At 31.5% G+C, this 15730-nt stretch carries 11 protein-coding genes; 3 read left to right on the top strand and 8 right to left on the bottom strand.

Features of this window, described 5'->3' with window-relative positions; all coding sequences use genetic code 11:
* Positions 1 to 110: 110 nt before the first annotated feature.
* From BR82_RS0100805 to cdaA, 5 genes are all read right to left on the bottom strand, one after another.
* Positions 111 to 1424, bottom strand: coding sequence for a HAMP domain-containing sensor histidine kinase (locus BR82_RS0100805; RefSeq protein WP_027088589.1), 1314 nt, complete (start codon positions 1422 to 1424; stop codon positions 111 to 113).
* Positions 1424 to 2077, bottom strand: coding sequence for a response regulator transcription factor (locus BR82_RS0100800; protein WP_024721790.1), 654 nt, complete (start codon positions 2075 to 2077; stop codon positions 1424 to 1426). Before BR82_RS0100800 ends, BR82_RS0100805 begins: the two co-directional genes overlap by 1 nt.
* Before the next feature lie 74 nt (positions 2078 to 2151).
* On the bottom strand, positions 2152 to 3501 hold the full coding sequence (glmM, locus tag BR82_RS0100795; protein WP_027088588.1) for a phosphoglucosamine mutase: 1350 nt from the start codon (positions 3499 to 3501) through the stop codon (positions 2152 to 2154).
* Between the two features lie 12 nt (positions 3502 to 3513).
* Positions 3514 to 4929, bottom strand: coding sequence for a CdaR family protein (locus tag BR82_RS0100790; RefSeq protein WP_027088587.1), 1416 nt, complete (start codon positions 4927 to 4929; stop codon positions 3514 to 3516).
* Complete coding sequence (cdaA, locus tag BR82_RS0100785; RefSeq protein ID WP_027088586.1) at positions 4913 to 5740, bottom strand: diadenylate cyclase CdaA; 828 nt, start codon at positions 5738 to 5740, stop codon at positions 4913 to 4915. Before cdaA ends, BR82_RS0100790 begins: the two co-directional genes overlap by 17 nt.
* Positions 5741 to 6012: 272 nt before the next feature.
* Between cdaA and BR82_RS0100780 the strand changes: the two genes are divergently transcribed.
* Complete coding sequence (locus BR82_RS0100780; RefSeq protein WP_027088585.1) at positions 6013 to 6519, top strand: ferritin; 507 nt, start codon at positions 6013 to 6015, stop codon at positions 6517 to 6519.
* A gap of 407 nt (positions 6520 to 6926) precedes the next feature.
* Here the strand turns inward: BR82_RS0100780 and BR82_RS0100775 are convergent, their stop codons facing one another.
* The gene (locus BR82_RS0100775) at positions 6927 to 8408 is read right to left on the bottom strand and encodes a glutamate synthase subunit beta (protein ID WP_027088584.1); all 1482 of its coding nucleotides are present in this window, start codon (positions 8406 to 8408) and stop codon (positions 6927 to 6929) included.
* A gap of 2 nt (positions 8409 to 8410) precedes the next feature.
* Positions 8411 to 12922 (bottom strand): glutamate synthase large subunit, encoded by a 4512-nt coding sequence (gene gltB, locus BR82_RS0100770; RefSeq protein WP_027088583.1) that lies wholly within the window; start codon positions 12920 to 12922, stop codon positions 8411 to 8413.
* Positions 12923 to 13222: 300 nt separating this feature from the next.
* Here gltB and BR82_RS0100765 point away from each other — a divergent pair, with 300 nt between their 5' ends.
* The gene (locus BR82_RS0100765; protein WP_027088582.1) at positions 13223 to 13795 is read left to right on the top strand and encodes a phosphate propanoyltransferase; all 573 of its coding nucleotides are present in this window, start codon (positions 13223 to 13225) and stop codon (positions 13793 to 13795) included.
* A 70-nt stretch (positions 13796 to 13865) separates the two neighbouring features.
* Positions 13866 to 14498: a DUF4230 domain-containing protein gene (locus BR82_RS0100760; protein ID WP_027088581.1), complete on the top strand. Its 633-nt coding sequence runs from the start codon at positions 13866 to 13868 to the stop codon at positions 14496 to 14498.
* Between the two features lie 50 nt (positions 14499 to 14548).
* Here the strand turns inward: BR82_RS0100760 and BR82_RS14935 are convergent.
* The coding region (locus BR82_RS14935) for a carboxylesterase family protein (RefSeq protein ID WP_034863803.1) at positions 14549 to 15730 on the bottom strand (1182 nt) is incomplete at its 5' end.

Raw genomic sequence — 15730 nt, 5'->3', positions numbered from 1 at the left:
TAAATCATTGGCATCATAACTGTAAAACCATAAAAAAGTCTTTGCTTAAATAATAATTCCATCCACTTCCTCCATACATAATTATCATAACATAAAATGGATAGCCTAAGCTATCCATTTAAATTTCTTTCAATAATAAAACTAACACCAACATCTTTATTTTCTGCTGTTACAGTGTACCCATACATTGTACATGTTTTATAGACAATTGATAATCCTAAACCAAACTGTCCTTTAGTTCCCTTTTCATATGGTTTAAACAAAGCATCAATATTTTCATTATCAATTGGTTCACCATCATTATATATTTCTAAATAATTTTGCTTTAAAGTTATTTTTATTTTACTATTAACGTAACGATATGCATTTTCAATAATATTTTCTACACAAATACGCCAACATTCTTCATCCCCTTTAAAAGAAACAAACGCCAGATCTGTTTCTATTTCAATTTCCGGATGCATTCCTTGTAATTGAACTGTTATATGTTCAATCAAAGCTTTCATATCTACTTCTTTATCAATATTTTTATCACCTAAAAAATCCAAACGATTTAAATACAATAAACTTTTAACTTTACTTTCTAAACGATCAGCATTCTCAATAATAACATCCATTGATGAGTCCTTATCACCATATGGATAAACATCATCTTTAACACTTTGTGAATATGACTTAATTAAAGCAATCGGTGTTTTTAGATCATGAGAAATATTATGAATCATTTCTTCTTTAGTTTTGCTTTGACGATCAATTTCTTCTTTCATTACCACAAGTCCTTTAGAAACAATGCCAATTTCATCGCCACGATCTATTTTTAATTCACTCTCTTTATCATTTCTTATATCTTCTATATAATTTCTAATTGCTTTTAAAGGTTTTATTAAACTGCTGACCCAAAGAAAGATAACTACACTAATAATTGCAAATGAAATATATAATATATTTATAATCTGCTGTCTAATTGCCGAAATCAAGCTAGCTGAGTAATCACTATAAACTAAAGAAACAATATAAGTATTCGCATCTTCTTTTGCTATTTGAAAATAAACAGTAGTTCCAGAAAAGTCACCTTTTTCTTGAATCTTCTCTTTGTCATTATCAATCATTTCATATAAATAATTACTAAAAACATAACTTATCTTTTCAGCTTCTTTATACGTTATATTTGTCGATGGAATTAATACGTTATTTTGAACATCATATTTCATATGATAAATTTGTTTATCTGATGATTTTTCAATTGGACTATATCCATAATCAATATAGCCTCGCTGTGCTGTTTCTAATGCTTGAAACATTTGATTATCAATTAAATTATTTAAATTTTTATTGATAAGGGGAACTAATATTACTAAAACAGCTAAAGCTATCAATGAAAAAATAATAATTAATTGCTTTTGTAGCGAGAATTTCTTTAACATTAGTCTAAACGATAGCCAAATCCGTATATCGTACGAACATTAATCTCTGGCATTTTCTTTCTAAGTCTTCTCAAAGTATCATCAACAACACGATCACTACCAAAGTAATTCTCATCCCAAACTTTATTAAGAACTTGTTCACGTGAAATAGCTAATCCTTTATTAGTAATAAAATACACTAACAAATCATATTCTTTTGTCGTTAGAACAATTTCTTCATTTTGACAAAAAACTCTTCTTTTTTCTAAATCAATATCATAACCATCCATCTTGATTTTTGAAGGATCATCATATGAACGTTTAATCAAATTATTAATTCTTAAAATAACCTCTTTAATATTAAAAGGCTTCGTAATATAATCATCAGACCCCTTTTCTAATCCAATAATTCGATCAAATTCCTGGTCACGAGCTGACATAAAAATAATTGGCATCTTCGGACGAATACTCTTTATCTCATTAAATAATTCAAAACCGCTTGATCGATCTAACATAATATCAATCAGCCATAAGTGAACATCATCATTTTTATGCATTAATGCTTCATCATATGTATAAAATGAATACACAATATAGCCTTCTTTTTCCAAATAGGTTCTTACTAAATCATTTAAATTTTTTTCATCATCGATTATATTTATTTTAAATTGCATGTATTTCACCTCACTTTTAATATATATAAAATATTGCCATATTATATGGCAATATTTTGTGATATTATGTTATTTTATCTTTTTATAACAAATCCCTTTTCCTTCATCTTATTAACGATTTTACTTACATTTTCCAAACACTTTTCATCACTATCAGCTTCAACCATGACTCTAACTACTGGCTCTGTTCCACTTTCACGAACTAAGACCCGACCATTATCCCCTAAAGCTGCTTCCACTTCTGCAATTACAGCCTTTACATCAGGATCTTCTTGTGCTTCTTTTTTATCACGAACAGGAACATTTTTCATCAATTGAGGATAAATTGTAACTGGTTCGATTAATTGTGCAATTGTTCGTTTACTTTCAATTACAGCTTCCATTACTTTTAATGATGTCAAAATTCCATCACCTGTTGTTGCATGTTTAGAAAAAATAATATGTCCAGATTGTTCGCCGCCTAATACATGACCATTTTTTACCATATTTTCATTAACATATTTATCACCAACTGCAGTTTTTTCATATTTAATTCCTTCTTTATCAAATGCTTTATATAAACCTAAATTAGACATGATCGTTGTAACGACCGTATCATTAGCTAATTCTCCGTGATCTTTTAAATATTTGCCACAAACATATAAAATTAAATCACCATTAACAACGCGCCCAAACTCATCAACACAAATACAACGATCAGCATCACCATCATAGGCAAAACCAATATCTAAAGCATTTTCTTTAACATATTGCTGTAATACTTCAATATGCGTTGAACCACAATTAGTATTGATATTTAAACCATCGGGATCGCTATTGATTACATATGTTTTAGCTCCCAAAGCATCAAAAACGCTTTTTGCAATTGCACTACTTGCTCCATTGGCACAATCCAGTCCAACTCGATAATTTCTAAATGCTCTCGTTGGAATAGACATTAAATAGCCAATATAACGATTTCGCCCCATTGAGTAATCTAAAGCACATCCTATTTCATCTTTTGTTGCATATGGCAATTCATCAATCAATCCATCTATATACTGTTCAATTAGATTTTCAATTTTAGCATCCATTTTATGCCCATTACCATCTAATATCTTTATTCCGTTATCATAATATGGATTGTGTGAAGCTGAAATCATAATTCCACAATCAAAATCTTCGCTTGCCACTACATACGAAACTGAAGGTGTCGTAGTTACATGTAATAAATAAACGTCTGCACCACTTGCTGTAAGTCCTGATACTAAAGCATATTCAAACATATATGAACTTCTTCTAGTATCCTTACCAATAGCGACTTTAGCTTTTCCGTTTTGAGAATAGTACCATCCTAGATAGCGCCCTACTTTATAAGCATGTTCAACAGTTAAGTCAACGTTTGCTTCCCCTCTAAATCCATCTGTTCCAAAATACTTACCCATTACTTTTTCCTCCTATTTTCTTAAAGTAATTGTTATTTTTTCAGGTGAGACTAATTTATAGCTCAAGTACCCTTTATTCGAAGTTAAATCTACTTTAACAGTATTAGTACCACTTTTCAAGTCTTCCAAGTTAATTATTGCATTAAAATCTGTAATTGATACATCATTCAACTCCTCTTCCACAGCTTCTACTTCAACAGAAACCTTATCTTGTCCATCAGCAAAAGTCACTTTATAATTATTTTCATTATTAATTATATTAATTGGGATATCTGTTATTGTTTTTTTCACTGCGGGTGAAACACGCAAAGTTGCATCGACTGTATCAAATGCTAGCTTATTGATTTTTTCGGTTCCGGTTATTGCTAATTTAGTATAACTCTTATCACTGCTTAATCCTGAAATATCGACTGTAACATATACACTATCAATACTATTAAGTAACTCCTCTTTACCATATATCCTTACTTTATCTTTAGATAAAGTAAGGCTTTCTAAACCAAATCCACTTTCAAATTGTCCTGTATATTGGGGAATAATCGAAACCTCTTTACTATATGAAGAAACCGCACATTGAACTTTAACTGTATCAGGAATTATCTCAACATCAAGTTTTTTACCACTTCGATCATACGCATATATTTTTGCTTCTTTTTCAAAATCATCTTTAACTCCCTTCAAATCAATCGCTGCTCTAACTGCATTTATTTTACCGATCGTATCTTGCGAACCACGAACTTCAACTTGTTCATGTTCCATAGATTCTACAGAAACAGAATATTTATTATCCATCTCATCTTCATTAATGAAATTATAACCCAGTTCAAATGTTTCTGTAATTTTTTGCGTAATTTTAACATTTACAGTTTGCGGAACGATCATTACTTGCAAGTTGCTAGAAAAGCCCTCACTTTTTAACTCGATAGTATGATCACCTTCTCCAAGTCCAGAGAAATCAGCAATAATTTTATAATTCTTAGCTATTTTGGCAGTGTAAATATCTAATGATGGACCTACTAAAGCCACATTTACAGTCGTTGGTAAACCTACAACATCATAATCATCCTGCAACCCTTGAACATCAATTTTTACATCGTTAATGTAATCTCCACCATTAGGGGTAGAAAAAATATTATTTATACTTCCATTTATTGTAAACAGTAATACTATTGCCATAATAAAAGATAAAATTTTCATTGAAAGATTGGATTGTAACATCCGATCTAAAAAAACATTTAAAGAATTGACTGTTTTGTAAACTATTCCAAAAGCTTTATCTTTTACATTAAATGAATCTTCATTAACCTTATTAACTACTGGTTTATCGTCCTTTTTATTTTCTGATTTCTGACGAGTTATAAAATTTAAAAAAAAGTCAGTTGTAGAATCTTTTTTTATTGATGGTTTTTGATTATCCTTTTTTGACATCTTTTTCACCATCCTTTTCTTTTGTATTAAACCAATCCAGCTCATTAACCAAAGAAGCACGTAACTCTTTACGAGGAATTTTCCGTAATTTTCCATCAGTTGCAAATGAAATCGTTCCCGTTTCTTCAGATACAACAACTGTTAAAGAATCTGTTATTTCACTAATTCCTAATGCTGCTCGGTGTCTTGCTCCATATAATGGACTTAATTCCTGATTTGTCGGAGGATAAAAAGCTGCTGCACAAACCACACGATCATCTTTTATGATCGTTGCGCCATCATGTAGCGGTGTGCCTTCCCAAAATATTGTCGTAAATAATTCCGCTTTTATATCAGCATTTATTTTTGTACCAGTATTAATATAATCAATTAAAGAATGCTTTCTTTCAAACGTAATCAGCGCTCCAGTTTGATCCTCCGACAACTTAGTAATAGCACTCACCAATTCATCCATTAGTCGCTCTTTTTCATCATCTGTCAAATTATCATGCTTTATCTCTAATTTTGTTCTTCCAATTTTTTCCAACAGTCCTCTAATTTCGGGCTGAAATACTATAATAACAGCAATCACTCCCCAGGTAAGTACAGTATCAACTAAATAGTCCATTGCACTTAAACCTAATAAACTCGTGAACATTTTCAAAATTAAAATCAGCAATACACCTTTAAACAGCTGCATTGTCCGCATATTTTGCCTCATCATGGAAATCAGCACATAAATAACGTACCAGACTAAAATTAAATCAATAATTGTTCTAACCACATTAAATATCGAACTTAAATTAAATGTAATTGCAGAAACAATCGGCATCAAAATACACCCTCTTTCATGGTTTATTATAACATTAACATTTATAAATTAAAAATCTTTTATTATATATTTAAGATTCTTTAAGTCGACAAATTACAACAATTTTATTCGATTATAAATGCACTAATCAGATTAGATAATATTTTATATCAAAACAGCTGATCTTACATTAACTACAAATGTTTCTAATCAATAATAGATCATTTTTTTACATTTTTCTATTAACATTAATTAAATTTAAGTTTATACTATTTATGGTAGGAGGTAATAAAATGTTAGATAAAAAAATAGTTGAATTATTAAATGATCAAGTTAATAAAGAATTTTATTCTGCATATCTTTATTTAGATTTCGCAAATTTCTATAAAGATAAAGGATTAGATGGTTTTGCAAATTGGTATAATATCCAAGCTCAAGAAGAAAGAGATCATGCGATGTTATTTGTTCAATATTTACAAAACAATAATGAAAGAGTAATCTTAGAAGCTATTGACAAACCTGATAAAAATCTTAATGCTCTAAAAGATCCTTTGGTTGAAGGATTAGAACATGAAGAATATGTAACTAGTTTAATTCATAATCTTTATAATGCTGCTTATTCAATCAAAGATTTTAGAACGATGCAGTTCCTTGACTGGTTTGTTAAAGAACAAGGTGAAGAAGAAACTAATGCTAATGATATGATTACTAAATTTGATTTATTTGGAAATGATCCTAAAGGATTATACATGCTTGATAGCGAATTAGCTAATCGCGTATATAGCGCTCCAACACTATAAAAAAATAAAAAGATGTAATTCTTAGCTTAGTTAGATAAACTATATTAGAATTACATCTTTTTAAATACTAAGCTTTATCAAATTATCTTCTTTTCATAAATATAAATTCAACAATAACTTAACATTATCGTAAAGTTTAAATTCATTAGATTATAGTTCTTGCTTTTTACAAGTAAACTTAATGAAATGTGATCGTTAGGATATTCCATAAAATAACAAAGCCATACACGATCTTTCATTTAAAATGTAAAAAATTATATGCTATTTCTACTACAAATATCCCATTTATTGCTACTTCTCTAAATAGAAATGATTTCCATAAAATTTTACCATTAAGCAGCAATAAATTTATCTCATCTTTAACATAAAAGTAAAAATGTCTGTAAGAAATACAGACATTTTTATAATTACAAATTACTATATCCCATTAAATCTATATCTACAGCTCTAGCAACTTCTCGGCCTTCTCTAATTGCCCAAACAACTAAAGATTGACCACGACGCATATCACCTGCAACATATAAATTTTTAATATTCGTCTGATAACTTTGATTACTTACAACATTACCGCGAGAATTCAAAGAAACATTAAACGCTTTAGCAACATGATCTTCGCATCCCACAAATCCAGCTGAAATTAAAACTAAATCAGCAGGAATAACTTTTTCACTACCAGCTACAGGTACCATTTCTACCCGTTTAGTTGTTTTATTTTCCTTTGGCTCCAACGATACAATTACCGCTTGTTTTACATGTCCATCTTTATCTAAAACAAACTCTTTAACAGTAGTTTGATAAATACGTGGATCCTGATTGAAAACAGCAATACTTTCTTCTTGACCATAATCTGTTTTCTTGATTCTTGGCCATTGTGGCCAAGGATTATTCTCACTTCTAATTTCAGGTAATTCAGGCATCATTTCTAATTGAGTAACACTTTTACAGCCTAGACGAATCACACTACCAACACAATCATTACCAGTATCTCCCCCACCAATTACAAGTACATGTTTATCTTTTGTAGAAGCAAAATTTTTATCTTTTAAATCACTATTTAATAAAGACTTAGTTACAGCCGTTAAATAATCAACAGCCATCAAGATTCCTTTACCTTTACGCCCTGGAACATCAATATCTCGCGGTTTACGAGCACCACAAGCTAAAATTACGCGATCAAAATTATCTAATAATTCTTTAACCTGTTTTCTATCTTCAATTGCACAATTAGTTTTAAAAGTAACACCTTCAGCTTTCATGATACTGATGCGACAATCTATAACACTTTTTTCTAATTTCATATTAGGGATACCATACATTAATAATCCCCCTATTCGATCATCACGTTCAAAAACTGTTACTTGATAACCGCGCTTATTTAATTGATCAGCTGCGGCTAGACCTGCAGGTCCTGATCCAATAATTGCAATTTTTTTGTCAATACGATGAGTTGGTGGACAAGGTTTCATCAAACCTTTAGCATACGCATCCTCAATTATCCCATGTTCATTTTCTTTAACAGTTACAGGTTCACCATTTAATCCACATGTACAAGCTGTCTCACACAATGCTGGACATACTCTTGAAGTAAATTCAGGAAAATTATTAGTCTTTAATAATCTGCTTAGTGCCTGTTTATAATTATTATGATAAACAAGATCATTCCATTCAGGAATCAAGTTATTTAACGGACAGCCAGAAACCATACCTTCTAGTTCTTTTCCAGACTGGCAAAACGGTACACCACAATCCATGCAACGCGCTCCTTGACAAGCCTGTTCATCTTTACTTAAATGCTTATGAAACTCATTAAAATTTTGAATTCTTTTCTTTGGTTCAACCGCTTTGCTTACTTGACGGTCAATTTCTAAAAATCCAGTTGGTTTACCCATGGTTATGCCCCCTTTCTAGCTTCGTTAAATGCTTCAACTTTAGCCTGTTCACTACTCAAGCCTTGTTTTTCATAATATTTAATCAACTCAATCATATGTTTATAATCGTGTGGTACAACTTTTTTAAATAATGATACTTGTTCACCAAAATTATCTAAAATCTTCTTAGCAACATTAGATCTAGTGTGATCATAATGTTTCTGAACGATTCTTCTTAATTCTTCTTCATCATATTTACTAGTCACTGTAGTATATGATACTAGCTCTTTATTAATACGAGCATATAAGCGATTGTTTGGATCATAGACATAAGCAATTCCGCCAGACATTCCGGCTGCGAAATTTCGTCCCGTTTCGCCAAGCACAACTACAAGACCCCCTGTCATATATTCAAGGCCATGATCGCCAACACCTTCAACAACAGCAGTTGCTCCAGAATTTCTTACCGCAAAACGCTCACCAGCAACACCGTTAATATATACTTCACCAGATGTTGCTCCATATAAAGCAACATTTCCCACAATTATATTTTCTTCAGCTTTAAAATTTGAATTTTCTGGTGGGACTACTACTAACTTTCCACCTGATAATCCTTTACCAAAATAATCATTACTATCACCATGAAGTGATAATGTTAAACCATTTGGAATAAAGGCACCAAAACTTTGTCCTCCAGAACCATAACAGTTTACTTTAAATGTATCATCATCTAAAGTATCTTTATATCGTTTTGTAATCTCTGATCCAAATAGTGTTCCTAATGTTCGATCTATATTAGTTATATCAACATGAATCTCTTTGCTTTGATTATTTTCTAAAGCAACTTTAAATTCTTTTAATAAAACTGTTGTATCTTTAACTTTTTCTAATTCAAAATCATAACTATTTTTTGGATTATGATGCGTTTCTTTAGCTTTTGTAAATGGATTATTAATAACTCGTGATAAATCAATATTATTAACACCCTGGCGTACTTCTAATAAATCACTACGTCCAACCATTTCATCAATTGTTTTAAAACCAAGCTGAGCCATGTATTCTCGCAACTCTTGAGCAATAAAACGCATAAAGTTTTCAACATATTCAGGCTTTCCAGTAAACCGTTTTCTTAAGATTGGGTTTTGGGTAGCTACACCTACTGGACATGTATCTAAGTTACAAACACGCATCATTACACATCCCATTGTTACAAGAGGAGCTGTAGCAAAACCGTATTCTTCTGCTCCTAATAAGGTTGCAATCGCTAAATCACGACCAGTCATTAGTTTTCCATCTGTTTCTAAAACTACGCGACCCCGTAAATCATTCATAATTAAAGTTTGATGAGCTTCAGCCAACCCTAGTTCCCAAGGCAATCCTGCATTATACACTGAGTTTCTAGGCGCTGCTCCAGTTCCTCCATCATAACCAGAAATCAAAATAACCCCTGCTCCCGCTTTTGCAACCCCAGCAGCTACCGTACCAACACCAGCTTCAGATACTAATTTAACAGAAATTCGAGCATCTTTATTAGAATTCTTTAAATCATAAATTAATTGTGCTAAATCCTCAATTGAATAAATATCATGATGTGGTGGTGGTGAAATAAGCCCTACTCCTGGCGTACTATGACGAGTTTTAGCAACCCATGGATAGACTTTACCTGCTGGTAATTGTCCCCCTTCACCAGGTTTAGCTCCTTGAGCCATCTTGATTTGTATTTCTTTAGCTGAACATAAATATTCAGAAGTAACCCCAAAGCGTCCTGAAGCGACTTGTTTAATCGCTGAGCATCTACTATCACCATTTTTATCAGGAATAAAACGTTCTGGATCTTCGCCACCTTCACCACTGTTTGATTTACCTTTCAAACGATTCATTGCAATTGCCATTGTTTCGTGAGCCTCTTTAGAAATTGATCCATAAGACATTGCTCCTGTTTTAAAACGCTGAACAATACTATCGACACTTTCTACTTCATCGATTGAAATAGCTTTAGTTTTCTTGAATTGCAATAAACCACGAAGATTTAAATCTTTTCCTTCTTCATCGATCATCGCTGAATATTCTTTAAATAATTTATAATCACCATTACGAGTAGCTAATTGTAATTTATGAATAGTCTGCGGATTATACAAGTGTTCTTCTTTACCACTGCGTTCTTTATGATCACCACGACTATCTAATGTAATATCAACATCTAAACCTAAAGGATCATAAACTTTACTATGACGATAATCAACATCATCTTCGATATCTTTGATTGTCTTTCCTTCTATTCTAGTTACTGTTTTAGGAAAATATTTATCAACAAAATCTTTAGCTAGACCAATTGCTTCAAAATTTTGTGAACCACGATATGATTGAATTGTTGAAATCCCCATTTTAGAAGCAATCTTAACTATTCCATGCAAAATACCATCATTATAATCTTCAACAGCAGCATAGTAATCTTTATCTAGCACACCTTCATCAACTAGCTCAAAAATCGTATCTTGAGCTAAATAGCCATTAACTGCACTAGCTCCATATCCAATCAAAGTTGCGTAGTGATGAACTTCACGCGGTTCTCCTGATTCCAAGATCAAAGCCACTGACATTCTTTTTTTAGTATTTACTAAATGTTGATTCATTGCAGCAACTGCTAACAAAGAAGGAATTGGAACATGATTTTCATCAACACCACGATCTGATAAAATTAAAATGTTAGCTCCAGCATGATATGCTTTATCAGCCTCGACAAATAATTTATCCAAAGCTTTTTCAAGTGAGGTATTTTTATAATATAGAATTGATAAAACGGCTACTTTAAAACCTTCTTTTTTGATATTCTTGATTTTTAATAGATCTGTATTACTTAAGATTGGATGATCAATTTTTAATAACCGACAATTTTTCTCATTATCTGTCAAAATATTTCCCTCTGTCCCAATACATAATGCTGTAGATGTAATAATTTCTTCACGAATCGCATCGATTGGTGGATTAGTAACCTGCGCAAATAACTGTTTAAAATAGTTAAATAGTGGGGGATGCTGTTTTGATAATACTGCAAGTGGTGAATCGTTACCCATAGCTACAACTTCTTCACTACCATCAAGCGCCATCTTTTTGATATATGTGTTGACATCTTCATAACTATAGCCATAAACTTTTTGTAATTTAGTTAACTCATCTCCCTGATATCTCTCTACTCGAGCATTTGGAATCCGCATATCTTTTAACTTAATCAAATTACTTTCTAGCCATTCTCCATATGGCTGTTTATGTGCATAGCTTTCCTTTAAATCATCATCTTCAATTAATTTACCAGCTTTTGTATCCACTAATAACATTTTACCTGGACGTAAACGATCTTTTACAACAATATCCTCAGCAGGAATATCTAATGCTCCTACTTCTGAAGACAAAATTAAATAGTCATCGCGAGTAATATAGTACCGTGATGGTCTTAGTCCATTACGATCAAGTACTGCCCCCATAACTTCTCCATCACTAAATAGAATTGAAGCAGGTCCATCCCATGGTTCCATTAATGTTGAGTTATATTCATAGAAATCTTTCTTAGATTGTGACATACTTTTATCATTATCATATGGTTCAGGAATACACATCATCACCGCACGAGGCAATTCCATACCTGACATTACTAAAAATTCTAAAGTATTATCTAACATTGCGGAATCTGAACCGTTGATATCAACAACAGGATACACTTTATTAGTATCTAATAAATCTGTATTCATAATTTCTTCACGACATAACATATTATTGGCATTTCCCTTGATCGTGTTAATTTCCCCATTATGAACAATGAAACGATTTGGATGCGCTCTTTGCCAAGATGGCATAGTATTAGTAGAAAAACGTGAATGTACTAATGCTATTGCACTTTTATATTCTTCATCTTGAAGATCCTTAAAAAATGAACGTAATTGTCCTACTAAAAACATTCCTTTATATACAATTGTTCGTGATGAAAAAGAACATACATAAGTATCATTAAAATTACTCTGTTCAAATATTCTTCGTACTTGATAAAGCATTCTATCAAATTGAATACCTTTTCCAACCCCATGGGGCTTTTTTATAAAACATTGCCAAATCGAAGGCATTGCATCAAGTGCCTTTTTTCCTAATACTTTAGGTACAGTTGGAACTTCACGCCATCCAATAAATTCCATCCCTTCTTTAGAAACAATTGTCTCTAACATTTTTTTAACACGATTTCGAAGGTGTTCATCCGTTGGCATGAATAACATTCCTACTCCAAATTTTCCTTCTTGTGGTAATGTAAATTGCGTAATTGATTTTTTAAAGTAGCTGTATGGTACTTGCGTCAAGATTCCCACTCCATCACCAGTTTCACCAGCTGCATCTTTACCAGCACGATGTTCTAATTGTTCAACAATTTTTAAGGCATTACTAACGGTAAGATGAGTTTTAACCCCTTTAATATTAACAACTGCACCAATCCCGCAATTGTCATGTTCAAAAGATTTGTCATATAATCCTAGATTTTCATTCTCTTTCATATAGGTTCCCCCTTTTAATGTAGAATCATAATACACTATTTAGACAATTGTGTAAAGAGATGATTACTTTTTAGCTTTTTACTAAATTTTTTGATATTTTTTGAAATAAAACCTTTGAAAACAACCTTTTTGGGCTTAAAAATGATAAATTTTATGTCTTGTGATAATATAATTTTACTATTTTAATAAATTTTTTTAATAATTTTTTTTAAATTTTTTATTTTTTTTTCAATTTATTACAAAATTCTTGAAAACAGTCATAAAAAGAGTAATATATATAAAGGAAAAAGGAGAATAATTATGGCTAAAAAATTTATCGTTGAAACTTCTGCAAGACACATTCATTTATCAAATGAAGACTTAGAAACATTATTTGGAAAAGGATATCAATTAACAAACAAAAAAGATCTTTCACAACCAGGACAATTTGCATGTGTTGAAAAAGTAACTGTCGTTGGTACTAAAGGAGAACAAAAAATGTCTGTTTTAGGTCCTACACGTAGTGCTACTCAAGTTGAATTATCTTTAACAGATGCTCGTTCATTAGGACTTCAAGCGGCAATTAGAGAATCTGGGGATATTGAGGGAACTGCAGGTTGTAAATTAATCGGTCCTGCTGGTGAAGTTGAAATTCCTTGTGGAGTAATCGCAGCTAAAAGACATATTCACATGACACCTGCTGATGCTAAAGAATTTGGTGTTGAAGATAAGGAAATCGTTAGTGTTAAAATCGATACTGAAGGTCGTTCATTAATTTTTGGTGATGTGGTTTGTCGTGTAAGTGAAAATTATGCTACAGCAATGCATATTGATACAGATGAATCTAATGCAGCTGGTTGTGGTAGAGAAGTATATGGAACAATCGTAAAATAAAAAAGCCTTGGGCTTTTTTATTTTATTAAATTATTGTCGAATTATGTTATAATGTTTCTAAGGTGATGATATGAAAATACTAGATACATTAGGTAAAACAAAAAAAGCAATCGGTGGTATAATTGCGATTTTACTAGTAGCAATACTTATTTTCTATGCTGGAACAAGATTTGCTAGTGGCAGTGATGAACCAAAAATTACAGCAACTGGTTTGACTCAGCAGTTACAAGAAATTGAAGAATTAGCTACAATGTCATACAATTATACTAAAGTTGGTAAATTTTCAGATAATCTTAAATTCAATGGCTGGGATATCCCATTAACTCAAAAAAGTTTTTTAATTACATATAATGGTAAATTAAAAGCTGGTATTAAAATGGATAAAATAAAAATATCAATTGAAAACAATACTATTATAGTTTCTATTCCAGAAATTGAAATCTTAAGTAATGAAATAGATGAAAACAGCATTGAAGTCTACGATGAAACCAAAAACGTTTTTAATCCTATTTCAATATCTGATTATACTGCTTTTGCAAAAAAACAAAAAGAAACCGTAGCAGAAGAAGCAATCGAAAACGGCTTATTAAGTGAAGCTGCAACTAAAACACAAAGCACAATAAAAAAATATTTAAATGCTATTCCTGGAATTAGTGATTCATATGAAATAGAAGTAAAATTTTTAGAATCAAATACAAATTAAATTTTCTTATAATACTAAAAAAGCTAGATTAATCTAGCTTTTTTGTTTAATTAAACTCTTTTTCTTGTAACATAAACTCCTGCAGCTGTCAACATGATCAACATACCTAAACCGGCAAAGTTAACATCATCGCCTGTTGTAATTGAATTATTAGAATCAGATACTGATGGTTCAATTACATCTGGATTTACATCTACAGCTTTAGTTTGTTTAGCTAACCATTGCCATGCATTTACTCCATTTTCATCATAACATTCGTTATTGTCAAAATATGTCCATGACCAGTGTCCATCATATTGATATGGATTTCCTTCTAAATCTGTAAATCTTCCTGTTGTATCATGTACATCTTCAAATGCTGATACATGTACATTTGTTGCTCCTGCTGCTAATAATCTTTCGATCGTTGCTTCACTGCATAATCCTGGATTTACTGTTCCATCATTTTTTGCATATGTAAACCAGATTGGCATATCTTTTATTGCTTCGATTTGTTCATCTGTTATATATTGATCCTGGTATGCTTCACAGATTGGATATGCTGCTGCAAAATAATCTGGATGTTTTAATATCATTTCCATCGTCATATATCCACCGTTTGAACATCCTCCGATGATTACTCGATCTGGATCAATATCATCATTTGCTTTTACATATGCATCGATCATTTCAAATAAGCTGTCTGCATAACATGATCCTTTATCTCCATTTTGATATGCTCCTGTTCCATCATCCATCCACATTGTTGGACTTTGTGGTGTTAAAATATATGCTCCTTCAAATAATCCTTGGAACTGTTCTCCTGCTAGTGCTGTTACTTCATTTCCTAATATATCTATATATGGATCTTTTCCACCTTCTCCTGCTCCATGTAACCAGATTACTAAAGCATTCTTTTTATCATCCTCTGCTGGTACATATTCAGCATATGAATAGTTTGTTCCATTTGATGTTGTATATGATTTCATGTTGAATACTTCACCTTGTGGACAGATCTTTCCTTCTCCTGCTACATCTATACTTGCTGTAACATTTAATGCATTGATCATTTCATCTCCTGACATCAATACCGCTCCATCATTTAATGAAACATATAAATTGTATGGTGTACACCATGTATTGAATCCTGTAGCCAAATTATAAATGAAAGGTGATCCTTCACTTGGTGATACATACATTTCAATCGTTACATAATTAGAATCTGTATTAACCTGATTTCCGTTAGCATCAGA

This window comes from Thomasclavelia saccharogumia DSM 17460, from assembly GCF_000686665.1.
Taxonomy (GTDB): Bacteria; Bacillota_I; Bacilli_A; order Erysipelotrichales; family Coprobacillaceae; genus Thomasclavelia; species Thomasclavelia saccharogumia.
Note: the sequence above shows the minus strand (reverse complement) of the source record. Positions and strands in the feature narration are given on the sequence as shown.

What these genes read in the sequence shown, in the direction of transcription:
- BR82_RS0100800 (WP_024721790.1), bottom strand. Translation starts at nt 2,077, where the DNA reads ATGCAATTTAAAATAAATATAATCGATGATGAAAAAAATTTAAATGAT.
- cdaA (WP_027088586.1), bottom strand. Translation starts at nt 5,740, where the DNA reads ATGCCGATTGTTTCTGCAATTACATTTAATTTAAGTTCGATATTTAAT.
- gltB (WP_027088583.1), bottom strand. Translation starts at nt 12,922, where the DNA reads ATGAAAGAGAATGAAAATCTAGGATTATATGACAAATCTTTTGAACAT.
- glmM (WP_027088588.1), bottom strand. Translation starts at nt 3,501, where the DNA reads ATGGGTAAGTATTTTGGAACAGATGGATTTAGAGGGGAAGCAAACGTT.
- BR82_RS0100790 (WP_027088587.1), bottom strand. Translation starts at nt 4,929, where the DNA reads ATGTCAAAAAAGGATAATCAAAAACCATCAATAAAAAAAGATTCTACA.
- BR82_RS0100775 (WP_027088584.1), bottom strand. Translation starts at nt 8,408, where the DNA reads ATGGGTAAACCAACTGGATTTTTAGAAATTGACCGTCAAGTAAGCAAA.
- BR82_RS0100780 (WP_027088585.1), top strand. Translation starts at nt 6,013, where the DNA reads ATGTTAGATAAAAAAATAGTTGAATTATTAAATGATCAAGTTAATAAA.
- BR82_RS0100805 (WP_027088589.1), bottom strand. Translation starts at nt 1,424, where the DNA reads ATGTTAAAGAAATTCTCGCTACAAAAGCAATTAATTATTATTTTTTCA.
- BR82_RS0100765 (WP_027088582.1), top strand. Translation starts at nt 13,223, where the DNA reads ATGGCTAAAAAATTTATCGTTGAAACTTCTGCAAGACACATTCATTTA.
- BR82_RS0100760 (WP_027088581.1), top strand. Translation starts at nt 13,866, where the DNA reads ATGAAAATACTAGATACATTAGGTAAAACAAAAAAAGCAATCGGTGGT.